Below are 22,214 nucleotides of genomic sequence, written 5' to 3'. Positions count from 1 at the left end.
ATCCCGCCCCGTTCCTTCACCCTATGTCACGGAAACCATCACACAGGACGAGGTCGTTCAGGCCGGAGCGGGGACGCGGGGGCGGCGGCACCAGGCCGCGTCAGCGACCGTGGAGGGCGGAGCGCAACGTGTCGACGGCCATCCTGATCGCGGCCTCGGCGGCATGCGTCTCACGCAGCGCGTCGAGCATCACGAAGTCGTGAATGACGCCCTGGAAACGCACGGCGGTGACCGGGACACCGGCCTCGCGGAGCTTGTTGGCGTACGCCTCGCCCTCGTCGCGCAGCACATCGGCCTCACCGGTGATGACCAGCGCCGGAGGCAGCCCGGCGAGCTGCTCGGTGCTCGCCCGCAGCGGGGACGCGGTGATCCGGGCGCGCTCCGCCTCGTCGGTCGTGTACTGGTTCCAGAACCACTGCATACCGTCGCGCCGCAGGAAGTAGCCGGTGGCGAACTGCTGGTAGGAGGGGGTGTCGAAGTTCGCGTCGGTGACCGGGTAGAACAGCACCTGCTGGACCAGCGGGACGTCACCGCGCTGCTTGGCCATCAGCGTCAGCGCCGCGGTCATGTTGCCGCCGACGGAGTCACCGGCCACCGCCAGCCGGGAGCCGTCCAGGTCCTTGGACGAGCCCTGCTCGACAACCCACCGGGCGACCGCGTAGTTCTGCTCGATCGCGACCGGGTAACGGACCTCGGGGGAGAGGTCGTACTCGGGGAAGACCACTGCCGCGTTCGCGCCGACGGCGAGTTCGCGCACCAGGCGGTCGTGCGTGTGGGCGTTGCCGAACACCCAGCCCGCGCCGTGGATGTAGAGGATCACCGGCAGCGTGCCCGTGGCCCCGGCTGGCCTGACGATCCGGGCCCGGACACTGCCCGTGGGACCACCGGAGACAGTGATCCACTCCTCGTCGATCCGCGGCTTGCCGATCTCGCCGGACTGCACCTCGTCCACCGCCTTGCGGCCCTCGGCGGGCGGCAGGTCGAAGAGGAAGGGCGGGTTGGCGGTGGCTTCGGCGAACGCGGCCGCCGCCGGCTCCAGAACGGGCTGGACGGGCTGGACGGGCTGAACGGGCTGAACGGGTTGGACCGGCTGAACCGGCTCGACGCCGTCGGACATGTCGACTCCTGAGTTCTCACGGGTGCGCCGGTGTTTCCGGCGCTGTGCCTCCGGGTCGGACATGCCGGTTCCGCGGGGCCGTCGACGGTCACGCTAGAACCGGGCTGCGGACGGAAATGGCCTGCCGGCGCACTGACGCCGATCCCACGGTGCACGGAAGTCGCGGCAGTGCGCTGTCGGTGCGTATTCGGTGCGCTGCGAGGACACCGGAACCGGTCCGGCCGAAATAGCGTGGCGGCGAAGGCGCGTCCCGTTCCGTGCACCGGAACGCCACGCGCATTCCGAACGCGGCTTCTGTGGAATGCGCGAGCCGCTCACCCGCATTCGCTGCCGCTCACCGCTTTCAACGCCGTTCACCCCCCAGGAGGTTGCCCGAAAGTGTCCACGATGCCGGTCGGCGGGCCGGCCCCCGGCGCCACCGACGACGCGGTGGACCTGGTCGTCCGCGACGGCGTCATCACGGCCGTCGGCGACGACAAGGACATGGCCCCCACATCGGCCCGGCCACGCAGGTGGTCGACGCACTCGGCCGCCGGATGGTCCCCCGCCTCAACGACTCCCATCTGCACGTCATCGGACATCGCCTATCGAGTCCCTGCTGACCGTCGTCGGCGGCCGCGTCGTGTACGCCGCCGCCGAGTACGAGGGCCTCGACGAGGAACTGCCACCGGTCAGCCCGGCCTGGAGCCCGGTGGCGCGCTTCGGCGGCTACCGGGCCACACCACGTACGGCCCAGTCGGGCGCCCGTCAGGCCGAGTTGCTCGGCCAGGCCGCCGCGGAGTCGGAGCAGCACCGGCAGTGGCGCGCCCGCCGCGGGCTCGCCCCGGAGACGGTGAGCCCGCTCTTCGACCCCTGCTTCTCGCTCTGACCGACAACCCCGCAGAACCCGTCATCCGTCACCCGTCACCCGTCACCTGTCACCTGTCACCTGTCACCTGTCACAGAAAGGCACACCATGGTCGACATCTCCGAGGTCACCGCCGTCCCCAGCCCCGATCTCCTCACCCCCGACAACTGCGCGGTGCTGTTCATCGACCACCAGCCGCAGATGTTCTTCGGCACCGGCAGCGGCGACCGCACCGCGATCATCAACTCCACCGTGGGCCTGGCGAAGGCCGCCAAGGTGTTCGACGTCCCGGTGGTCCTGAGCACGGTGGCCGCCGAGTCCTTCTCGGGACCGCTCCTGCCGCAGTTGGCCGATGTCTTCCCCGACCAGAAGATCATCGACCGCACGACGATGAACGCCTGGGAGGACCTCGCCTTCGTCGAGGCCGTGAAGGCGACCGGCCGCAAGAAGCTCGTCATCGCCGGACTGTGGACCGAGGTGTGCGTCGTCCTGCCCACCATGTCCGCCCTCGCCCAGGGCTACGAGGTCTACGTCGTCACGGACGCCTCCGGCGGAGTGGGCCCGCAGGGGCACGAGCACGCCGTCGAGCGCATGGTCCAGGGCGGCGCCGTACCGGTGACCTGGGTGCAGGTGCTGCTGGAGTTCCAGCGCGACTGGGCGCGGACGGAGACGTACGTCCCCGTCACGGAGCTGGTGAAGGAGCACGCCGGTGCCTACGGGCTCGGGATCGTCTACGCCCAGGCGGTGATCGGCGCCCACGCGGCCGGCTGACCGGCGCGTTTCGCGTGCCGACGGACCTCGTGGCCGGGCCGGCGAGCAGGCTGCCCGGTCGTACGGTGCCGCGACGCCCGCCCGCTTCCCGGCAGGAGGACCCCGTGTGCGCAAGCTGCTGACCGACGTGGCCCGCACGCTGGTTCCCGTGAGGGAGGACCGGCATGCGCTCGCCGGCGCCGAGGGGTTGTCGGCGCTCGCGTCCGTCGTCGCCATGGCCGCGATCGTGCTGCTCGGCCTCGCCATGGGGCTGCGGAACGCGGTCGCCCGGCGCCTCGGCGTCCCGGACCTGACCACGACCGTGCTGACCCTCACCCTGACGGGACTGGCCGCGGACTCCACCCCGGCAGGCGGGGCGGCACCCCGGCCGGGGCGGCGGATCCTGTCCGTACTGGCCATGTTCCTCGGAGCCCTCGCCGGTGCCGCGCTCCTGGCGCACACCGCACTCGCCGTCACCCTGGGGCCGGCGCTGCTGCTCGCGATGACGTCCGGGGCGGCCCGTCGCCTCTCCGCCTCCGACGCCGCCTGGACCAGGCCGCGGTCCTGATCCGGCGTACGTCCCTGAAGCGCTGCCGCCAGGCGCTACCGGAGGCGTACCCGCGCACTCCCGCCGGACGTGTCCCGCCACTCGCTGGGCGACATGCCGTACGCGGCCCGGAACACCCGGCTGAAGTGCGTGGCGCTCAGGAAGCCCCAGCGACCCGCGACCGCGGCGATGGTCTGCCGGCCGCGCACGCCCTGCACCAGGTCGCGCCGGCACTCCTCGAGGCGGCGGCGCTGGATCCACCGGCCGACCGTCGTGCCCTCCTCCTGGAACAGCTTGTGCAGATAGCGCACCGAGATGTGGTGGGCGCCCGCTATCACCTCGGGGCAGAGGTCCGCGTCGGCCAGGTGCGCGTCGACGTACTCCAGGACCCGTGACAGCAGCGGGGACCGGGCGCCGGGCGTGCCCGCCGTGCCCGTGCCCGGCCGGTCCCTGCCCAACTGGTCCGTGGCCAGCGTGGCCAGAAGGTTCACGGCGTTCCGGGCGAGCATCCCGCCGACCGACGGCTGGGACGAGGAGACCGTGTCGGCGAGTTCGGACAGGAACGGCGACAGCAGTCCTCCCAGCCGGGAGGACCGGCCGACCGGAGCCGCCGTGAGCCGGTGCACGTCGTGCTCCTCCAGCCCCAGCGCCTCGCGCCGCACGAGGAAGACCTTCAGCCGTGCGTTCCGGGGCAGGCGCAGTACCGGTGGACGGTCGGCGGCGTAGAAGCAGATGTCCCCGGGGCCGAGGAGGACCTCCTGGGGCCGCCGCGTGACGGAGGCGTCGGTGCCTCCTCCCCGTATCCCCACGAAGAGATACGCGCCGCCGCCGTGCGCGACCAGCCGGTGTGCCTGGGACAGGGGGCCCGCTCCGGGTAACCGCGCGGGCGCCTCCCGGGTGACGACGATGTCCAGGCCCATGGGCGTCCGGCACACCTTCTCACCGCCCTCGGTCCCGATGGTGCTGATGTCGGACGTCATCTTCCGTCGCCTCCGAGCCCAAACCGACCAACCGTCTCTCACTGCTCACGGAGCCTAGGAAGGGGGATGTGCAAAAAAAGTGACACCGAGGCGGGTCACCTGTCCGAGCCACGGTCGACCGAGTCGACGTGGTCGCGCAGGCGCTGGCGTGCGGCCTCCCGTTCCGCCGGGGAGTCGTGCCCCGCCGTGAGTTCGGCGGCGAACGCGCGCAGCAGGTCGTGCTGGGCGTAGCGGCCGGGTGCGTGCTCGGTCACGAGGTGGGCGTCGGCGAGCTCGTCGAGGATCAGCCGCGCCCTGCGCGCGGGCAGTCCGGCGAGCGCGGCTGCCGCGGCCACCGGCAGGTCCGGGCCGGAGTGCAGTGAGAGCAGGCGGAACAGCCGGGCGCTCCCGGGCGGCAGCCACCGGTAGGAGCAGGTGAACGCGGTGCGGGCGTCGGCCGCCCCTCCCGCGCCCGCGAAGGCGTCGAGGCTCCCACGGGAGTCACGCAGTTCGGCGGCGACGGCCGCCAGCGGAACATCCGGGTGGCTCGTGACCCGGGCGGCCACGATGGCCAGCGCCAGCGGCAGTCGGCCACAGCGCGCGACGATCTCGTCCGCCGCCCCGGGATCGGCGGCCAGGCGCTCGTGGCCGGTGCGCGCGGCCAGTACGGCCCTGGCGTCCGCGGTGGACGGCAGGCCCAGGCGCAGCGGGTGGGCACCCGAGGCGATCAGGCCCGGCAGGCCGTTGCGGCTGGTGACCACCGTCAGACAGCCGGACGACGCGGGGAGCAGCGGCCGGACCTGCTCGGTACCGAAGGCGTCGTCGAGCAGGACGAGCAGCCTCCGGCCGGACAGCACACTCCGGTACAGACCGGCGAGGGCGTCCAGACCGCTCGGAAGCCGACGGGCGGGCACACCGAGCGCGGCGAGCATGCAGCGCAGCGCCTCCGCGGGCTCCAGCGGTGCCCTGGAGGGGGCGAACCCCCGTAACCCGACATACAGCCCCCCGTCCGGGAACCGGTCGGCGACCTCGTGCGCCCAGTGGACCGCGAGCGTGGTCTTCCCGATCCCGGCCATCCCGCTGATCAGGAACGTCGAGGACGCCCCCGCGGACCCCGACGCCGTCGCGGTGAGCTCCAGCAGGCCCGCGAGTTCGGCCCGCCGTCCGGAGAAGACCCTCGGACCGGGCGGCAGCCGGATGGACCGGTCATCGGGGTCCGTGACCCAGAAGGTGGTGACGTGGGGGCCCGTGACCCGGGGGCCCGTGACCCGGGGGTCCGTCGCCCGGCCGGACGGCACCGGCACCGGCACCGGCGTCCCCTGCACGGCCGCGGGGCCGCCCGGCCGCAGCTCCTGCCGGAGCACCCGGGTGTGGGCCGCGGACAGTTCGGCACCGGGCGGAACCCCCAACTCCTCGGCCAGCAGCCGTCGTACGTCCTCGTACGCCGCCATTGCCTCCGCCTGGAGCCCGGAGGCGGCCAGCGCCATGACGAGCCGGGCGTGCAGCGACTCGTTCATCGGGTCGAGTCCGACGGCCTGGCGGAGCCGCGGCAGGATCCGCTCCGCCCCGCCGCACAGCAGCGCCGTGTCGGCCGCCATCACCGTCGTCCGCACGAGCTCCCGCTCCACCGCGGCGAACACGGCGTGCTCCCGTACGGACGAGGGGATCCCCGTCGCCACCGGGCCCCGCCACTCTCCCAGGGCCGCGGCGAAGTGCCCCAGCGCCACCTCGGGGCGCCCGGTCGCCACGGCCCGCTTGCCCCGTCTGGTGAGCTCCCGGAAGCGCAGCAGATCGACCTCGTCCTCGTCCGCCTCCAGCAGGAAACCACCGGCACGGCGGAGCAGCCGCCGTCCGGGCGCCCGGGGCGGCAGACCGGGTTCGAGCAGCCGTCGCAGCGCACCGACATAGCGGCGCACCACGTTCATCGCGCTGGCCGGCGGCCGCTCGGCCCAGAGCACATCGACGATCTCGCCGACCGGCACGGACCTGCCCGCCCGCACGACCAGCAGGGCCAACAGGGCGCGCTGCTGGGGAAATCCGAGAGCGAGCTCCTCGTCGTCCCGGCACACCCGCAGGGGCCCCAGCACCTCGAACCGCGTCACCTGCGCACCCACCCTCGCCCAACCGTTCTCAAGCACCCGTTCTCAAGCACCCGTTCTCAAGCACCCGTTCTCAAGCACCCGTTCTCGAGCACCCGTTCTCAAGATCGTTTATCCAACACCAAGAACCAGGATCGAACGGAAATCGCCGAAGGCCGTTCGTCGGCCGCCGCGTCCGCGTCACCCTTCTGAGTGAGGGAGTCGCCGAGGCCCCCGGGCACCGAGAGCCCCGTGGGTCTCCCGGCCGCCGCTGCGCGGACCCCCACCGCCCTGCGGGTCCGCGCTCGCGTGTACGTCCGGCCGCCGGGGGCAGAAGCAACTCTGCCGCCTCATGGCGGACGCGCGGCTGCGCGGTCGCGGTCGCTCCCCGTGGGAGCATGACGCGATGAGGAGTCGGCAGCCTACGGGGGTGACGGATATGGACGAAGCTCAGGAGGCGGACGCGTCGGCGCCGTTCTCCACCCCGTCCACAGGTGTCCTTCGGGTGCGGCCGTTGCCGGACCGCCCGGGGTGGCGGGCCGTCGGCGAGATCAATCTGATCACGCGCCCGGCCTGGGAGAAGACGCTGAGGCAGCTGACCGTGATCGACGAGAAGGTGTGCCACCTCGAATTGTCCGCCGTGACCTTCGTCGACGTCGGCGGCGCCTCCGTGCTCGCGGCGGCAGCCCAGGGCCTTCCCGCCGGGCGCCGCATCATGCTCCACCAGCCGCCCGCCGCGTTGGGACGGCTTCTGGACATGTTCTGGCCGGACCTCCCCGCGATCGAGGTGGTGACGCGATGACCGCCCCGAACACCACCGAGGCGTTCGTGCATCCCGCCCTGTTCTACCGCGGGGAGCAGGAGTACCTGGACGGCACGGTGCCCTTCATCCGCGAAGGACTGAAGTCCGGGGAGCCCGTGGCCGTCGCGGTGCCGGGCCCGAACCTCGCCGTGCTGAAGGAGGGCCTCGGCGCGGACGCCGCGGCCGTGCGCTTCCTCGACATGGCCCAGGCGGGCCGCAACCCGGGCCGGATCATCCCGACCGTGCTGCGCGCCTTCGCCGACGCCCACACCGGGACCCGGGTACGGATCATCGGCGAGCCGATCTGGGCCGGCCGCAGCAGCGTGGAGTACCCGGCCTGCGTCCAGCACGAGGCGCTGATCAACCCGGCCTTCCAGGGCCGGGACGTGACCATCCTCTGTCCGTACGACGCCGCTCGCCTCGACGAGCGGGTGCTGACCGACGCGTACGCCACCCACCCCGTGGTCGTCCTGGGCGGCAAGGAGCGGCTCAGCCCGTCCTACGCACCCGAGCGGATCGTCGCCCGGTACAACCAGCCGCTGGCGGCGCCTCCCGCCGTGGCCGAGACCATGATCTACGGCGCCGAGGAGCTGCCCGCCGCCAGGCATTTCGCCGTGGAGCGGGCCTCACGACTCGGCCTGTCCGGCGCCTCGCTGGACGATCTCGCCCTGGCGGTGGCCGAGCTGACCACCAACAGCGTGGTGCACGGCGGAGGCTCGGGCGTCCTGCGGATCTGGGCCGAGGACTCCCAGGTGGTGTGTGAGGTCCGCGACCGCGGGCATCTGAGCGACCCCCTCGCCGGACGCCGCCCGCCGGCCCGGGACCAGCGAGGAGGCCGGGGCCTGCTGCTGGTGCACCACGTCTCCGACCTCGTCCGCATCCACAGCCGCGCCGAGGGCACGGTCATCCGCTTCTACCTGAGCGGCAAGCCGTCCGGACCGGCCTGACCGACAGTCGAGGGCCGCTCCGTTCGATCGGAGGCATCTCCGCAGGTCATCCACTCTGTGTCTGGTTTGTGGCGTTACAGGTGGGTTTGCTGTCGCCTGGTGGGTACCTGGGAGGTCAGCGGGACATCCGGACCATGAACCCCCGAAGCAGGAGACGATCATGACCGACCGGACCCACACGACCATGGAGTCGCACCCGGACATCCTCGACATGCGGGAGCGCCACGCCCGAGCCGAACGGGCGGCGTCGACCCAGCAGGGGCAGGCCGTCGAGGCGCTGGCGCTCGTCACCGGCCTGTACCTGGCGGCATCGCCCTGGATAGCGGGTTTCAACGGCTTCAGCACCCTGACCGTGAACAACCTGATCATCGGCATCGCCTACGCGCTGCTCCTGAGCGGTTTCGGCCACGCGTACGAGCGCACGCACGCCAGGGCGTGGGCCGCCGCCCTGCTCGGAGTCTGGACCATCATCTCGCCGTGGGTGGTGTCCGGTGATGTGGACACCACACGCACCGTGGTCAACAACGTCATCGTCGGCGCCGTCGCCACCCTGCTCGCGCTCGCGGCGGGCGCGACGGCGGCCGGCACAGACAGGGACCGTGCGCGCCGCGGCGGCTCTGCCCGCTCTGCCCGAATCGCTCCCTGACAGCGGGTGGTACGCGGAGAGCGGCCCAGGCCCTGGCGGCGACCGCGTCCTCCGCGGTCGCCGCCACCGGCCCGACCGTGGGCCCGCAGGGTCGTACGGCGCGGCCACGGCCACCGGGTGCAGGTGTTCAGGCGGAGTCGAGGTGCTCCCGCAGCCACTGCTCGGTGCTGCTGACGTGCAGCAGTGCCGCGGCCTGGCTGAGTGAGGCGTCCCGACGGGCCAGCGCCGTGTAGATCGCCTCGTGCTCCGCGAGGGTCCGCCCCGCGGCCCGGGTGTCGACCAGACCGCGCCAGATGCGGGCCCGGAGAGTATGGCCCGAGACGCCCTCCAGGAGGGTCACCAGCGATTCGTTGCCCGTGGCGGCGACGACGGCGCGATGGAACGCCGCGTCGTGCGCGTTGAGCCGTTCGACGTCGTCACGGGCCTCCCGCATGGCGTCCAGGTGGCGCTTCACCTCGGCCAGGTCCTCGTCCGATATCCGTGTGGCGGCCAGCGCGGTGGCGACGGGTTCGAGCAGCCGTCTGACCTCCATCAGGTCCAGCAGCGCACCCGTGTCGCTCTGGAGCAGGTCCACCGCACCGCCGAGTCCCTGAAGCAGCAGACTCGGCTGCAGGCTGGTCACATAGGTGCCGTCGCCCCGCCGGACCTCCAGCACCCGGGCGACCGCCAGCGCCTTGACCGCCTCCCGCGCCAGATTGCGCGACAGTCCCAGCTGGGCGGCCAGATCCGGCTCCGGAGGCAGTTTGGAGCCCGGCGGCAGCGTGCCCGAGCGGATCAGCTCACGAATCTGCTCGATGGCCCTGTCCGTCAGAGACAAAGGAACTCCTTCCGCGGCTTCCCCGGCCGCTGGTTCCGGGCCGCGCACGCCCAGGGTGACGCCGATCATAGCGGGCACCCTCGGCGCTGAAACATGCGATGTTTCCGTCTGGATAAGTCGCAGAATTCACCACCAAAGCGGCCATAACATCCGCCTCTCCGGGCTCTTTCATCCCTGCACCACCGTTGACACCGGCGGGTGAGATGCCTGATGTTCATGCGTGATACCAGCCGCTCAGGCCCCGCGAGCATCGCGCTGCCCCCACATTCCGGAAGTACAGCCGCGACGGAGGTTTCCGCTCAGTGTCGAGATCGATCAGCAGGCGCAGGTTACTGGCCGGTGCCACGGCCGTCGCGGCGGCAGCTGCCGCCACCGGGGTGTCAGCCGCCGGAAGTGCCCTCGCGGCCCCGCGCGCCTACACCCCCACATGGGACTCGGTGAACCGGCACACCGCGGCCCCCGAGTGGTTCCGCGACGCCAAGTTCGGCATCTACTTCCACTGGGGCGCGTTCAGCGTGCCCGCGTACGACAGCGAGTGGTACCCGCGGAACATGTACGTCCCCGACCACAGGGCGAACGAGCACCACATCGCCACGTACGGCGACCCGTCCGCGTGGCCGTACCACAACTTCATCGACGGGGCGGACGATCTCGCCGGGAACCACAGGGAGTTCGCGCCGAGGCTCACGTCGGACGGCGGCGCGTTCGACCCCGACGAATGGGCCCAGCTGTTCGTCGACGCCGGCGCGAGGTTCGCCGGGCCGGTGGCCGAGCACCACGACGGCTACTCGATGTGGGACAGCCAGGTCAACGAGTGGAACTCGGTGGACAAGGGCCCCCGCCTCGACCTGCTGCGGCTGTTCACCGACGCCATCCGGGCGAGGAAACTGAAGCTGCTGGTGGCGATGCACCACGCGTACAACCACACCGGCTACTTCGAGTACGCGCCGGCCCAGTCGGACCCGAGCCTGAGGAAGCTCTACGGGCAGCTGAGCCCGGAGCGGGAGAACCAACTCTGGTACGACAAGCTCAAGGAGGTCGTCGACCGGGCCCGGCCGGACATCCTGTGGCAGGACTGGCGGCTGGACCATATTGACGAGACCCAGCGGCTGAACTTCCTGGCGTACTACTACAACCAGGCCGACAAGTGGGGCAAGGAAGTGGTCGCCACCTACAAGGACGGCCTCAACAGCCACGGCGCGGTCTTCGACTACGAGCGGGGCGGCCCGGCCGACCTCACCGCGCCCTACTGGCTGACGGACGACAGCATCTCCAGCTCCAGCTGGTGCTACACCGAGGGCATCGGCTACTACACACTCCCGCAGATGCTGCACTCGTTCATCGACCGAGTCAGCAAGAACGGCACCATGCTGCTCAACATCGCCCCGAAGGCCGACGGCACCATCCCGCGGGGCCAGCGCGATCTGCTGCTCGGTATCGGCGACTACCTGAAGCGCTTCGGCGAGTCCGTCTACGGCACCCGGGCCTGGACCGCGTACGGCGAGGGGCCGACGAAGATGGGCGGCGGCTCCTTCACCAGGCCCACGGCCGGGACCGCGCGGGACATCCGGTTCACCCGGGACAAGGCGAACACCGTCCTGTACGCCACGGCCCTGGGCTGGCCCGGCAGTTCGCTGACCCTCACCACGCTCGGCTCCGACCGGATCGACCTGGACTCGCTGTCCTCGGTGAAACTGCTCGACTCGACAGCGGGCAAGTACATCGACCTCCCCAGGCCGGCCCAGGACGCGACCGGGCTGAAGGTGACCCTTCCGGCGGCGGCGCCGTTCGACGCCCCCGCGTACGTGCTGAAGTTCCGCTTCTCCGGCCGCGTTCCCACGCTGCGGCCTCTCACCGGGGCCCTGGTCTTCGAGGACGCCGGCTACCGGGGCGACAGCGCCGTACTCGCCCTCGGCGGCCACACCGCCGAACAGCTGACCCTCGCGGGAATGCCGCCGCGCACCCTCTCCTCGCTGAGGCCGGCCCCCGCGTACCGGATCACCGGCTACTCCGGCGACGACTTCACCGGTACGTCGTGGACCTTCACGTCGGACCAGGCCGATCTGCGCCGTACCGGTGCGAACAACAGGATCACCTCACTGAAGGTCGCCTTCGACCCGTCGGCCTGGTTCAGGATCACCAACGTCACCAACGGCCTGGCCCTGGACAGCGGCGGCGACGTCCTTGCGGGCTCCGAACTCAAGCAGCGGACCTGGGACGGTGACACCGACCTGCAGTGGCACGCGGTCGACCTCGGCAACGGCTACTACAAGCTGGAGAACCGCGCCAACGGCATGGTTGCCGACGGCTGGGGCGCCACCGGTAACGGCGCCACCGTCAGACAGCAGGAGTGGAACGGCCACACCGACCAGCAGTGGCTGATCACCCACCGCGGCGACGGCAGGTACTCCCTCGCCAACCGCACCACGGAACTCGCCCTGGACGGCGGTGGCGACGTCCCCTCCGGCTCCGCCGCCAAACAGTGGACGTGGGGCAACAGCACCAACCTGCTGTGGACGTTCACGGATGCGGCGACCGACCGCCCCTGAGGTCCTCGGCACCGCCGCCCGGACCGCCCGACAGGCGGCCCAGGAGGTCAAGGACTCGCCGCCGGGGCCGCCCGTACCACCGGCGAACAGGTCGAGGAGCAAGCCGGGCATGTCACCGGCCGGGCCCGCCAGCCGGCGAACCCGCTGGGCCTAGGAGCCGGTGCGGGCCAGCGTCTCCAGCGGGCCCGCGAGGATGGTGGAGAAGGCGAGTTCGGCGGCGCCGATCAGTACCGCGTCGTCGCCGAGCTCGCCGACCCGCAGCCGCAGGTGCTCGCGGGAGGCCGCGAGGACATGGCGGTTGATACGGCTGCGGATCTGGGCCGCCGAACCGAGGAACACCTCGCGGAGCGTCCCACCGAAGATGACCGTGCGCGGGTTGAGCACGTTGACCAGGTTGGCGACGCCGATGCCGAGCCAGTCGCCGACGTCGTGCAGGGCGGCACGGGCGGTGATGTCGCCCCGGTCGGCCGCCTCGACGACCGCGCGTACGGCCTCCCGGCCGGTGGCCGAGGGGTCGCGCTGCGCGGTCTCCAGCAGGGCGCGCTCCCCGGCCTCGGCTTCGAGGCAGCCACGTGCCCCGCAGCCACAGGGCCTGCCGCCCCGCGGGTTGACGACCATGTGCCCGATCTCGCCGCCGTATCCCTGGTCGCCGCCCAGCAGTTGGCCGCCGGTGATGACCCCGCCGCCGATGCCGATGTCGCCGTGCAGGTACACGAGGTCCTGGCAGCCGGCCCCGACCCCGCGCAGATGCTCCGCGAGCGCACCGAGGCTGGCCTCGTTGCCCACCGAGACGGGAAGGCCCAGATCCAGCCGGCGCATGAGCTCCTCGCCGAACTCCTCGTCCTCCCAGCCGATGTAGGGGGCGGCGCGGACGAGGCCGTCGGACCGGCGCACCATTCCGCGGACGGCGGCGGCCACGCCCACGCAGTACGTTCCGTTCGGCGCCGTGCCCGCCATCTCCAGCGCGGAGCCGGAGAGGACCTCGGCCACCTTGCCCGCGTCACGACGGCCGGGAAGCACGGGGATCTCCCTGCGGTCGAGGAAGACCCCGCCCAGACCGATGCGCGCGGCGGCCAGCCGGTCCACGCCCACGTCGAAGGCGAGGACGTACACACGGTCGGACTCGGGCCGTACGACCAGGGACGGCCGGCCCGCCCTGCCGGTCTCCCGGGGCAGTTCCTCCCGGACCAGGCCGGCCGAGGCCAGCTCGCTGACCAGACCCAGGATGGTGCTGCGGTTGAGACCCATGCGCTCGGCCAGGACGGCCCGCGACATGGAGCCGCCGATGTGCACGTGCCGGAGCAGGGTGCCGAGGTTGTGCCGGCGAATCTCCTCCTGCGAGGGACCGGCTTTCATGGAGCCCCAGACCTCATCGTTGTACGGCCCGGCGACGGGACAGCGCATCCACGCCCGCGGCCACGAGCAGAACCGAACCCGTGACAGCGTACTTGACCCCTGAGCTGTACCCCATCAGGCCCATGCCGTTCTGGATGACCGCGACCACCATGCCGCCGAGCACCGCGTCGACGACCCTGCCCCGCCCGCCGAACAGGCTCGTCCCGCCGATCACCGCGGCGCCGACCGCCAGCAGCAGCACGTTGCTGCCACCGGTGTTGGGGTCCACCGAGTTGCCCCGTGACGCGGCGATGATGCCGCCGACCGCGGCCAGGGACGAGCAGATGACGAACGCGGAGATCCGGATGGCCGCCACGTTGATGCCGGCCCGGCGGGCCGCCTCGGCGTTGCCGCCCACGGCGTAGATGTGCAGGCCGAACGAGGTGCGCTGGAGCAGGAACGTACCGGCGACGAGCAGGACCGCGATGACCGGCACCACGATCGGCACGCCCTTGAGCGAGTCGACGATGATGTTGCGGCTGCGCTCCTGGTTGAGCAGGTGGACGGCGATCGCACCGAGTACGGCCAGGCCGCCGATCCTTATCGTGAGCAGGGTGAGCGGAGCGGCGGAGAGCCCGCGCCGCCGGCGGTTGCGGTTCTGCCGGAGCTGTATCGCCGCGTACGCGCCGACACTGACGGCGAGCAGCACCCAACCCATCGCGGGGGAGAGGTTGTTGTTGGCGACGGCCAGGATCGTCTGGTCCCGGATGGAGATGTTGGTGCCTTCCTTCAGCAGCATCAGCACGATGCCCTGGAACCCCAGGAAGGCGGCCAGGGTGACCACGAAGGAGGGGATGCCGACCTTCGCCACCAGCAGGCCGAGCAGCAGGCCGATGACGGTGCCGGTGAGGATCGCCGCGCCGGCCGCGCCGTACCAGGGCCAGCCGTGGTCGGTGAGCAGGATGGCGAGGACGGCGGCGCAGACGCCGCTGGCGTACCCCGCGGACAGGTCGATCTCGCCGAGGAGGAGGACGAAGACCAGTCCCATGGCGATGGCGATGCTGCCCGCGCCCTGGGTGAGCAGGTTGGCGAAGTTCAGCTCGGACAGGAAGACCGGGCGCAGGGCGGCGAAGAACACGCACAGGACGATCAGGCCGAGTACGGCGGGGAGGGCGCCCAACTCGCCGCCCCGTACCCGCTCGACGTAGTTGCGGGCGACCGAGCGCAGACTCGCGGTCCCGGCCGCTCCGTTCTTCTTCGACGCACCGGGACCGCCCGGCAGCTCCGGCTTCTCGGGGGCGACTGCGGCGGTCATGCGGTGGCTCCGTTGCTGTGGGCGAGGCCGAGGTCCCCGCTGCGTCCCGATGTGATGAGTTCGACGACCTGGGAGTGCGTCACGTCCGACGTGCTGACCTGGGCGGCCATCCGGCCCAGGTAGAGGGCGGCGATCCGGTCGGACACCGCGAAGACGTCGTTCATGTTGTGCGAGATCAGGACCACGGCGAGGCCGTTGTCGGCCAGCCGCCGGACCAGTTCGAGGACCTGTGCCGTCTGGGCGACACCGAGCGCGGCGGTCGGCTCGTCGAGGATGACGACCTTGCTGTTCCACAGCACGGCCTTGGCGATGGCCACCGTCTGCCGCTGGCCGCCGGAGAGACTGGAGACCTGCTGGCGGATGGACTTGACGGTGCGGACCGACAGTCCTTCGAGGGTCTTGGCGGCCATCTCCTCCATCGTCGCGTCGTCCAGGACGAGGCCCCGGCGCTTCTCCCGGCCGAGGAACATGTTCTGCACGATGTCGAGGTTGTCGCAGAGCGCCAGGTCCTGGTACACGATCTCGACACCCAGGGCAGCCGCCTCGCGCGGGCTGTGCACCTGGACCTGCTCGCCTTCGAACCAGTACTCGCCGCCGTCGATCGGGTGGATTCCGCCGATGCACTTGACCAGGGTCGACTTGCCGGCGCCGTTGTCCCCGACGAGGGCGGTCACCTCCCCCGGATGGACGTCGAAGGACACGTCGTGCAGTACCTGCACGGGGCCGAAGCTCTTGTCGATCCCGCGCAGTCGAAGGATCGGGGTCGCTGTCATGGAAGACGGCTCCTTACGGTCGTGAGTCGCGGGCCCCGGGGAGGTGGGAGCCCCGGGGCCCGCGGTCGGGCCGGCCGGACCAGAGGAACGGTCCGGCCGGCCGGTCAGGGGCTGTGATGCCGCCGGCCGGTCGGAGGGCTACGTGATGCCGCCGGCCGGTGAGAGGGCTACTCGATGCCGGCCTTGGCGCACAGGGCGGCGTACTTGCCCTTGCACAGCTCTTCCTTGGTGACGAAGCCGTCGTCCACGACGTCCTTGACGTTGTCCTTGTAGATGGCCACCGGCGTCTCCAGCACGGCCGCCACCTTGCGCTTGCCCTCGGGGTCCTCGACGGTCGCGTTCGTCTCGCCCTTCTCGCCCTTGGCGAGCGAGATGGCGAGCTTGGCGGTGGCGTCGGCCTCCTTCTTGACCGCCTTGTAGACGGTCATGCACTGGTCGCCCGCGAGGATGTTCTGCAGACCCTGCACGGTGGCGTCCTGGCCGGTGACCGGGACCTCTCCGTTGCGGTTCTGCTTGCGCAGGACGGCGATGGCCGCGTTGCCGAGACCGTCGTTGGCGGCGAGCACGCCGCCTATCTTGGGCTCGCTGGTGAGCATCTGCTCGAAGATGGTGCCGGCCTGGGCGTTGTCCCAGTCCGGGACGGACTGGTCCGGGCCCTTCACGTACTCGCCCGACTTGTACTTCGGGTCGAGGACGCTGTTGTAGCCCTCGGCGAAGAGGGTGGCGTTGTTGTCGGTCGGGGAGCCGTTGAGCGTGGCGACGATGGGCTTCTTGGCCTTCATGTCGCTCAGGCACTTGCTGAGGCCCTCGCCCTGCAGCTTGCCGACCGCGGTGTTGTCGAAGCTCACGTAGTACTGGGCGGAGCCGCCGAGGGTGAGCCGGTCGTAGTCGATGGTGGCGACGCCCTGCGCCTTGGCCTTGTCCAGAACGGCCTTGCCGGTGCCGCTGTCCAGGTTCACGATCACCAGGACGTTGACGCCGCTGGTGATCATCTGGTCGGCGATGGTCTGGAACTCCTGCTTGTCGCCCTGCGCGTTCTGGATGTCGTACTCGACGCCCGCCGCCTTGAACGCCTCGGAGAGGTACTTGCGGTCCGCGGTCTCCCAGCGGGCCGAGGACTTGCTGTCCGGGAGGATCACGCCGATCTTCGGCTTCTCGGCGTCGGAGCCGGAGTCACTGCTGCTCGATGAAGAGCCGCCACAGGCGGTGAGCGAGCTGACCAGCGCCACCGAGGCGGTGGTGAGGAGGAGTCCCTTGCGCATGGGCAGGGTCCTTTCTGGTGTTACGGCCGGACGACCGGACGCACGAGGGTTGAGAAGGAAGGCGAGATGCGGGCTCTCGGGGGAATTGCCGGATGTCGGATGATCCGCCCGGCTGAATGTTGTGAGCGGGAACTTACGGCGCTCCGGAGCCCGCGCGCCAGAGTGCGGGAGGCGCGATTTTGTTATCGCCCATAACAATCAGATGACGCCGACGAAACGTGGCGCGGGTCCGGGGGCTCTCGGGCCCGTGTGACCTTGCCTCAGGGTGCGCGGTGGTACCGGCCGGTGCGGCGGGGCGGTGCCGGTACGACATCCCGAACGGACGGGAAGGGCCGCGGACCCGGACCGGAGTGGTGTCTGATGGAGTCCCCGACCATGGAGCGGACATGACCACACCGCGGGACCTGCTGATCACCACCATGGAGGTCGCATCGGACCGTCCCGTCGAGCAGGGCGACCTCTCCCTGGTCCTCGCGGGAGCCGAACTCTGCGACCTCCTCGACGCCGAGGTGGTCACCGTGGACGGTGACCGCATCGTGCCCGGCTTGCCGCGGTCCCTGGACGACCGGCTGCTGGACGCGGCCGTGTCGGCCCTCGTCCGGGAGGCGCCGTACGAGTCCGTCGAGGACTGGCTGTGGCGCCGGGGCCGTGGACTGCACGCGGCTTATCTCGCCGAGCTGGAGGCGGGAGGGCAGGTCACCAGGCAGCGCCACCGCTGGCTTCCCGTCCGGACCGGCCGGACGGCACTGGCCGACTCGCCCGACCGTCGCCGCGCGGCGGCGCGCCGTTCCTCGGGTGACCCCGTCCTCGCCGCCCTCGCGGCCGCCCTGGGGATCGGGGCCGAGTCGGCCGAGGACCTCGGGGATCCGGCCGACGAGGCCGTGGTGACCGTACTGGCCGCCGTCAACGACGCGGTGGTGGAACTGGGTGCGGTACGGCAGCGGCGGAGCATCGAGGAGGCGGCCTTCGACAACATCTGGCGGGGGCAGTGACACCTGCCCCGGCGACTGGTGGGCCGACTTGAACCTGACGGTTGTCAAGCAAGCTGGGGGTGGGTGCCGGGGACGGCGCGAGCAGGGCTCGCGGAGGCACCCGCGCGCACAGGGCGCGGTCTTGGAAGCGATGGGTGGGAGCAAGGGCCGAATCAGCTCGGCGGCCGGGGCGGCCCGGTGCGGACACTCCCGCGGTGCCCGCGGAGGAGAGCGTCCTGCTGAGCGGACTCGAAGCCTTCGCGGAGCTGGGGTACGACCGGGCGTCGGCGCGCGAGCCGGCCCGCCGTCTGGGCGTCAGCCACAACTTCATCAACGACCGGTACGGGTTCCGGCATCGAGCGGCTCGTCGCCTGCGGACGCATGGCGCCCGTCCCGAGGGGCGTCCTGTTCTTCGCCGTCGTCCCGCCCGTCTCGGGAATGGTCGACGTGCCCTTGGCGCGGCGCCTGGTCAGGCCCGAGCCCGTCACACCGGAACAGCTCAAGGCCACGGCGGACACACTGGCCACGCTGGTGATCAACGGTCTGCTCGGTACGGGGCCGGAGAGCCGCCGAACAGAGCCCGGCAGAGCCTTCGCCTACCGCAGCGCGGCGGTGTCCAGCAGTTCGGCGGCCATGCGCCGCGCGGGCGCCGCGGTCTCTTCGGCCAGGCGCCGGAAGGTCTCCTGGGCGGGACGGGCCGGCCAGGCGGGGGGAAGGTGACGTGCGGGAAGTCTGGGGTCCGTGCGGATGGTCCAGAGCCATTCGCTGACCAGCCGCAGCCGGGTCCCGATCGGATCGCCCCCGGGGTCCGCGCCCAGAAGGGCGGTCCAGCGCTTGTCGAAGGTGACGTAACGGGCGGCGATGCTCTCCAGGTCCCAGGTGTCGCGGATCATCAGCTCGATGTCGGTGGTCCCGTCCGCCCGGGCATGGAAGATCTTCACATGGGTCGTGAGCCCGAGTTCGCTGACGACAGGGGCGACATCGACGTTTCCGGGGGCGATCCACAGCCCGCTGTACAGCGCGCCGAAACCGGACCACGTGAGCCGCGAGCGCAGGTCGTGACGCTGGCGCTTCCAGGAGTCGGGGAAGGAGAAGCCCAGCAGCGTCCAGGAGCCGTCCCAGTCGTCGTTGACCGCGCCCTGCCAGATACGGGTGCGGCCGTCGTGCAGGACGAGCTTCGCCTGCGGGGTCAGGCCGAAGTACATCCTGCGCCCCTCCCGCTGGCGGCGCAGCAGGCCCCGGTTGACCATGCGGGTCAGCGTAGAGCGTACGGCCTGTTCACCGACCCCGACCCGGCCGAGGACATCGATGATGCTGCCCGAGTAGACGCACAGGTCGTCCGCCTCTTCCAGGACGTGGTTGCCGAAGAAGGCGAGCATGAGCGACTGCGGGCGGGGCTGCGGACTGTCCGGGCTGTCCGGCGTGTCCACGGTGTCCAGGATGTCGTCGTCTTCCACGGTGGCAAGAGTACGCGTCACGGGTGCTCCGCCTCCGGGGCGCCTCAGCCGGTGCCGGCGTGCCCCTCCGGCTCCGCGGCCGCCCGCCGGTGACGGCGGGCGGCCGTACGTTCTCACTGGCCGTCGGAGTGGTGGGCGAGGTCGTACGGTCGCAGATAAGGCGTGGGGCGGTACGGAACGTAGCGGGCGGGAGTCGTCGGATCGGCCGCCGCGGCACGGGAGTTGAGGGAGTCCGCGTCGGTGCCCCGCCACTTGCCCGTGGTGAGGCGGTCCTCCAGGGTGTGCAGCGCGGCGAGCTGCTCGGCGGGGCTGAAGGTGCAGTGCCCCGCGTTGTCGACGTATCCCTGACGCAGCAGGGACGACGATCCGGCGGCGGTGACGGCCCGCTTGAGGGCGCTCTCGGTCTGTACGGGGACGAGGGCGTCGCCGATGGTGTGGACGGAGAGCTGCGGTTTGGTCAGCTTGCCGGTGAAGGAGCTGGTGCGGCTCATCCAGTCGACGGCGCCCGGGTCGGCGCTGATCCGTGGAGCGCGGTTCAGGGTGGCCAGGTCGGCGCGCAGGGAGAGACCGGCCTTCCTGTACAGCTCGGTGACCTCCTTGCGGACCGAGGAACGGCCGAGCAGCCTCGCGTAGTCGACCCCGGTGTTCCAGGACATGTTGCCGCCCGCCCGGACCTCGGCCTCCTGCCGCCGGTGGAAGGCGGCGATCTGCAGCAGGCCCTTCACGGCCTGGTACTGGTTGGCCTGCTGCGCGTCCCAGTCGTCCGCGGCGGGCCGTTCCTGCGTCGGCTGGTTCCAGACCGGGATGTTGTGCAGGGCGGCGGCCAGGGCGATCCGGGCCCGCCCGGCGGCCGTCGACTGCGCCGAGTCCACCTCGGCCGTCAGGGCGTTCGCCGCGCTGGTGGCGGCCGCCTGGTCCGGCAGTCCGGTCAGGGGGATGTCCGCGTCGGGCGCGAGGAGCGCCTTGAGGGCGAAGACCGGGTCGAGGGTGTTGTTCCAGTTGGCGACGCCGCCGTGGACGAGGCCGCACAGGGACAGCGAACCGTCGATGCGGTCGGCGTCGCGCTCGGCGATGGCGGTGGTGACCAGTCCGCCGTACGACCTGCCCCAGGCGATGGTGCGACGGGCCTCGCCGAAGCGGTCGGTGAACACGGAGAGGGTGGCGAGCTGGTCGGGCACCGCGTCCGTCACCGCCCAGCCCGTGGTGGCGTACGAGGAGCCGATGAGCGCGTAGCCCCTGTCGAGCAGGAGGGCCTTGGTGGCGGCGTCCGGGCCGTTCTGGGCGGGGTTGGGTGCGCCGGCCGGGGTGTAGCCGTGGCTGAAGAGCAGGACGGTGCCGTTCCAGGCGGCGGGTACGTCCATCATGTACGTCGCGCCCGAGGGGAGTTGGCCCTCGACATGGCTCGCGGCGTCGGTGGCGGCCGCGGTCGAGGTGGGTAAGGCGGTGACGGCGAGCAGGAGGGCCGCGGCGCATGCGGTACGGCGGGCGGCGCGGGCGCGGGTGGGGGTCGTCATGCGCGGATCTCTTCCGTGTGGGGGGTCGTGGGGCGTTCGGTGGTGTCGGCGAGGGACGCCTTGCTGGTCTCGCGTACGAAGCACACGGTCAGCGCGGTGATGGCGGCGCCGCCGCACAGCAGCAGGGCCACGGGGGTGCCGTTCCCGCTCCCGGCCACCAGGCTTCCGGCGATCATCGGGGAGAAGCCGGCGCCGATGAGGGTGGCGCCCTGGTAGCCGAGGGAGGCGCCCGTGTAGCGGACCCGCGTGCCGAACATCTCGGTGAGCAGGGCGCCCAGCGGCCCGTACATCGTGGACTGGGCGACGCCGTGACCGAGGACGACGGCGAGGATCAGCAACCCGGGCGACTTCGAGTCGACCAGCGCCAGCACGGGGAAGGCGAGCGCGGCGGAGGCGACGGCTCCGGCGAGGACGACCGGGCGGCGGCCGATCCGGTCGGAGAGCGCGGAGGCGCAGGGCAGGACGACGAGGGCGACGCAGGCGGAGACCGTGAGCGCGGTGAGCACCTGCGGGCGGGCGTAACCGATACCCGTGGCGTACGCGATCATGTAGCTGGTCAGCAGTGACTGCGCGGTGAAGGCTCCGATGCCGACGCAGCAGGCCAGCAACAGCGGGCGCGGGCGGCGCAGTACGTCGAGGATCGGCAGACTCGACTCGGCACGGTCCTTCTTCACCTCGGCGAAGAGCGGGCTCTCCACGACCTTGAGCCGTACGAAGAGCCCGACGCCGAGCAGCACCACGCTCAGCAGGAACGGCACACGCCAGCCCCAGGCAGCGAACTGGTCGCGGGGCATGGCGACCACGAAGGTGACGACCAGCGAGGACAGCAGGGAGCCGAGCGGGGCTCCCATCTGCGTGAAGCTGGACCACAGTCCGCGGCGCCGCTCCCCGGCGTGCTCGACGACCATGAGGGTGGCGCCGCCCCACTCACCGCCGATGGCGATGCCCTGGAGGACGCGCAGGGTGATCAGCAGGACCGGTGCCCAGACGCCGATCGCGTCGTACGTGGGCAGCAGGCCGATGAGGAAGCTGGCGCCGCCCATCAGGCCCATCGTGAGCAGCAGCATCGACTTGCGGCCGAGCCGGTCGCCGAAGTGCCCGAAGACGATGCCGCCGAGCGGTCGGGCGACATAGCCGGCGGCGAAGGTGCCGAACGCGGCGACGGTGCCGACGGCGGGGTCGGCGCCGGGGAAGAACAGTTCGCCGAAGACGAGGGCGGCGACGGTTCCGTAGACGAGGAAGTCGTAGAACTCGACGGCGGTGCCGAGCAGTCCGGAGAGAGCGACGCGGCGCAGTTGCCGGGTTCGTTCGGGGTCTCCGGGCGGTGATGCGAGGGGGGACGGGGGCATCGCGGTCTCCCTTGAGCGGAGGAAGGACACCCGCGAACTTAGGCGCCTGAGTGACGCTCGTCAATAAAGTGCCCAACATTGGCGCGTGGGTGCCCCCAGGGTGTCCCCAGGGTGTCCTGGTGGGCACAGGGTTACGGGGGTGGGGACTTGTGGCGGTTTTCGACGTGCTGACCGTGGTG

The 22,214-nt window shown here is 71.4% G+C and carries 18 protein-coding genes and 1 pseudogene; 8 read left to right on the top strand and 11 right to left on the bottom strand.

Features of this window, described 5'->3' with window-relative positions; all coding sequences use genetic code 11:
• Positions 1-100: 100 nt before the first annotated feature.
• Positions 101-1,117, bottom strand: a complete 1,017-nt coding sequence (locus tag FNH04_RS18270; protein WP_194236724.1) for an alpha/beta hydrolase — start codon at positions 1,115-1,117, stop codon at positions 101-103.
• Between the two features lie 586 nt (positions 1,118-1,703).
• Between FNH04_RS18270 and FNH04_RS18265 the strand changes: the two are divergent.
• The 3 genes and pseudogenes from FNH04_RS18265 to FNH04_RS18255 all read left to right on the top strand — a co-directional run.
• Positions 1,704-1,985, top strand: a pseudogene (locus FNH04_RS18265) (amidohydrolase); the annotation flags it as partial.
• 87 nt (positions 1,986-2,072) lie between these two features.
• Positions 2,073-2,735, top strand: a complete 663-nt coding sequence (locus FNH04_RS18260; RefSeq protein ID WP_152785522.1) for a hydrolase — start codon at positions 2,073-2,075, stop codon at positions 2,733-2,735.
• Between the two features lie 106 nt (positions 2,736-2,841).
• Complete coding sequence (locus tag FNH04_RS18255) at positions 2,842-3,282, top strand: DUF1275 family protein (protein ID WP_322723252.1); 441 nt, start codon at positions 2,842-2,844, stop codon at positions 3,280-3,282.
• Between the two features lie 35 nt (positions 3,283-3,317).
• Here FNH04_RS18255 and FNH04_RS18250 read toward each other — a convergent pair whose 3' ends face one another.
• Entirely contained in the window at positions 3,318-4,241 is a 924-nt protein-coding gene (locus FNH04_RS18250) for a helix-turn-helix domain-containing protein (protein ID WP_152785520.1), read from the bottom strand.
• Positions 4,242-4,336: 95 nt separating this feature from the next.
• Positions 4,337-6,322 (bottom strand): AfsR/SARP family transcriptional regulator, encoded by a 1,986-nt coding sequence (locus FNH04_RS18245; protein ID WP_322723251.1) that lies wholly within the window; start codon positions 6,320-6,322, stop codon positions 4,337-4,339.
• A gap of 415 nt (positions 6,323-6,737) precedes the next feature.
• Between FNH04_RS18245 and FNH04_RS18240 the strand changes: the two genes are divergently transcribed.
• The 3 genes from FNH04_RS18240 to FNH04_RS18230 all read left to right on the top strand — a co-directional run bounded on the left by FNH04_RS18240 (position 6,738) and on the right by FNH04_RS18230 (position 8,693).
• Positions 6,738-7,100 carry an STAS domain-containing protein gene (locus tag FNH04_RS18240; RefSeq protein ID WP_152785518.1) on the top strand — a complete coding sequence of 121 codons (363 nt, stop codon included), beginning with the start codon at positions 6,738-6,740 and terminating at the stop codon, positions 7,098-7,100.
• Complete coding sequence (locus FNH04_RS18235) at positions 7,097-8,047, top strand: anti-sigma factor RsbA family regulatory protein (RefSeq protein ID WP_152785516.1); 951 nt, start codon at positions 7,097-7,099, stop codon at positions 8,045-8,047. The genes FNH04_RS18240 and FNH04_RS18235 overlap by 4 nt, the downstream gene beginning before the upstream one ends.
• A gap of 160 nt (positions 8,048-8,207) precedes the next feature.
• Positions 8,208-8,693 carry an SPW repeat protein gene (locus FNH04_RS18230; RefSeq protein ID WP_194236723.1) on the top strand — a complete coding sequence of 162 codons (486 nt, stop codon included), beginning with the start codon at positions 8,208-8,210 and terminating at the stop codon, positions 8,691-8,693.
• A gap of 127 nt (positions 8,694-8,820) precedes the next feature.
• Here the strand turns inward: FNH04_RS18230 and FNH04_RS18225 are convergent, their stop codons facing one another.
• The gene (locus FNH04_RS18225) at positions 8,821-9,510 is read right to left on the bottom strand and encodes a FadR/GntR family transcriptional regulator (RefSeq protein WP_152785514.1); all 690 of its coding nucleotides are present in this window, start codon (positions 9,508-9,510) and stop codon (positions 8,821-8,823) included.
• A 302-nt stretch (positions 9,511-9,812) separates the two neighbouring features.
• Here FNH04_RS18225 and FNH04_RS18220 point away from each other — a divergent pair, with 302 nt between their 5' ends.
• Positions 9,813-12,059, top strand: a complete 2,247-nt coding sequence (locus tag FNH04_RS18220; RefSeq protein ID WP_322723250.1) for an alpha-L-fucosidase — start codon at positions 9,813-9,815, stop codon at positions 12,057-12,059.
• Between the two features lie 150 nt (positions 12,060-12,209).
• On the opposite strand, the gene FNH04_RS18215 is transcribed toward FNH04_RS18220, so the two are convergent.
• The 4 genes from FNH04_RS18215 to FNH04_RS18200 all read right to left on the bottom strand — a co-directional run bounded on the left by FNH04_RS18215 (position 12,210) and on the right by FNH04_RS18200 (position 16,744).
• On the bottom strand, positions 12,210-13,415 hold the full coding sequence (locus FNH04_RS18215) for an ROK family transcriptional regulator (protein ID WP_152785512.1): 1,206 nt from the start codon (positions 13,413-13,415) through the stop codon (positions 12,210-12,212).
• Between the two features lie 13 nt (positions 13,416-13,428).
• Positions 13,429-14,709: a sugar ABC transporter permease gene (locus FNH04_RS18210; RefSeq protein WP_152785510.1), complete on the bottom strand. Its 1,281-nt coding sequence runs from the start codon at positions 14,707-14,709 to the stop codon at positions 13,429-13,431.
• Positions 14,706-15,482 (bottom strand): ATP-binding cassette domain-containing protein, encoded by a 777-nt coding sequence (locus FNH04_RS18205; RefSeq protein WP_152785508.1) that lies wholly within the window; start codon positions 15,480-15,482, stop codon positions 14,706-14,708. The genes FNH04_RS18210 and FNH04_RS18205 overlap by 4 nt, the downstream gene beginning before the upstream one ends.
• 167 nt (positions 15,483-15,649) lie before the next feature.
• Positions 15,650-16,744, bottom strand: coding sequence for a sugar ABC transporter substrate-binding protein (locus FNH04_RS18200; protein ID WP_152785506.1), 1,095 nt, complete (start codon positions 16,742-16,744; stop codon positions 15,650-15,652).
• A 386-nt stretch (positions 16,745-17,130) separates the two neighbouring features.
• Between FNH04_RS18200 and FNH04_RS18195 the strand changes: the two genes are divergently transcribed.
• Positions 17,131-17,736 carry a GOLPH3/VPS74 family protein gene (locus FNH04_RS18195; protein ID WP_152785504.1) on the top strand — a complete coding sequence of 202 codons (606 nt, stop codon included), beginning with the start codon at positions 17,131-17,133 and terminating at the stop codon, positions 17,734-17,736.
• A gap of 575 nt (positions 17,737-18,311) precedes the next feature.
• Here FNH04_RS18195 and FNH04_RS18185 read toward each other — a convergent pair.
• The 3 genes from FNH04_RS18185 to FNH04_RS18175 all read right to left on the bottom strand — a co-directional run bounded on the left by FNH04_RS18185 (position 18,312) and on the right by FNH04_RS18175 (position 22,035).
• Entirely contained in the window at positions 18,312-19,172 is an 861-nt protein-coding gene (locus FNH04_RS18185) for a PaaX family transcriptional regulator (RefSeq protein ID WP_322723253.1), read from the bottom strand.
• Positions 19,173-19,285: 113 nt separating this feature from the next.
• The gene (locus FNH04_RS18180) at positions 19,286-20,686 is read right to left on the bottom strand and encodes an alpha/beta hydrolase family protein (protein WP_152785502.1); all 1,401 of its coding nucleotides are present in this window, start codon (positions 20,684-20,686) and stop codon (positions 19,286-19,288) included.
• On the bottom strand, positions 20,683-22,035 hold the full coding sequence (locus tag FNH04_RS18175) for an MFS transporter (protein ID WP_152785500.1): 1,353 nt from the start codon (positions 22,033-22,035) through the stop codon (positions 20,683-20,685). Before FNH04_RS18175 ends, FNH04_RS18180 begins: the two co-directional genes overlap by 4 nt.
• Positions 22,036-22,214 lie beyond the last annotated feature (179 nt).

This window comes from Streptomyces phyllanthi (assembly GCF_009377205.1).
GTDB lineage: Bacteria > Actinomycetota > Actinomycetes > Streptomycetales > Streptomycetaceae > Streptomyces > Streptomyces phyllanthi.
This window is presented reverse-complemented; position numbering and strand designations above follow the sequence as displayed.

Coding starts and splice junctions, on each gene's coding strand:
- FNH04_RS18230 (WP_194236723.1), top strand. CDS start 8,208: ATGACCGACCGGACCCACACGACCATGGAGTCGCACCCGGACATCCTC.
- FNH04_RS18215 (WP_152785512.1), bottom strand. CDS start 13,415: ATGAAAGCCGGTCCCTCGCAGGAGGAGATTCGCCGGCACAACCTCGGC.
- FNH04_RS18180 (WP_152785502.1), bottom strand. CDS start 20,686: ATGACGACCCCCACCCGCGCCCGCGCCGCCCGCCGTACCGCATGCGCC.
- FNH04_RS18235 (WP_152785516.1), top strand. CDS start 7,097: ATGACCGCCCCGAACACCACCGAGGCGTTCGTGCATCCCGCCCTGTTC.
- FNH04_RS18195 (WP_152785504.1), top strand. CDS start 17,131: ATGACCACACCGCGGGACCTGCTGATCACCACCATGGAGGTCGCATCG.
- FNH04_RS18260 (WP_152785522.1), top strand. CDS start 2,073: ATGGTCGACATCTCCGAGGTCACCGCCGTCCCCAGCCCCGATCTCCTC.
- FNH04_RS18240 (WP_152785518.1), top strand. CDS start 6,738: ATGGACGAAGCTCAGGAGGCGGACGCGTCGGCGCCGTTCTCCACCCCG.
- FNH04_RS18175 (WP_152785500.1), bottom strand. CDS start 22,035: ATGCCCCCGTCCCCCCTCGCATCACCGCCCGGAGACCCCGAACGAACC.
- FNH04_RS18210 (WP_152785510.1), bottom strand. CDS start 14,709: ATGACCGCCGCAGTCGCCCCCGAGAAGCCGGAGCTGCCGGGCGGTCCC.
- FNH04_RS18200 (WP_152785506.1), bottom strand. CDS start 16,744: ATGCGCAAGGGACTCCTCCTCACCACCGCCTCGGTGGCGCTGGTCAGC.
- FNH04_RS18250 (WP_152785520.1), bottom strand. CDS start 4,241: ATGACGTCCGACATCAGCACCATCGGGACCGAGGGCGGTGAGAAGGTG.
- FNH04_RS18205 (WP_152785508.1), bottom strand. CDS start 15,482: ATGACAGCGACCCCGATCCTTCGACTGCGCGGGATCGACAAGAGCTTC.
- FNH04_RS18270 (WP_194236724.1), bottom strand. CDS start 1,117: ATGTCCGACGGCGTCGAGCCGGTTCAGCCGGTCCAACCCGTTCAGCCC.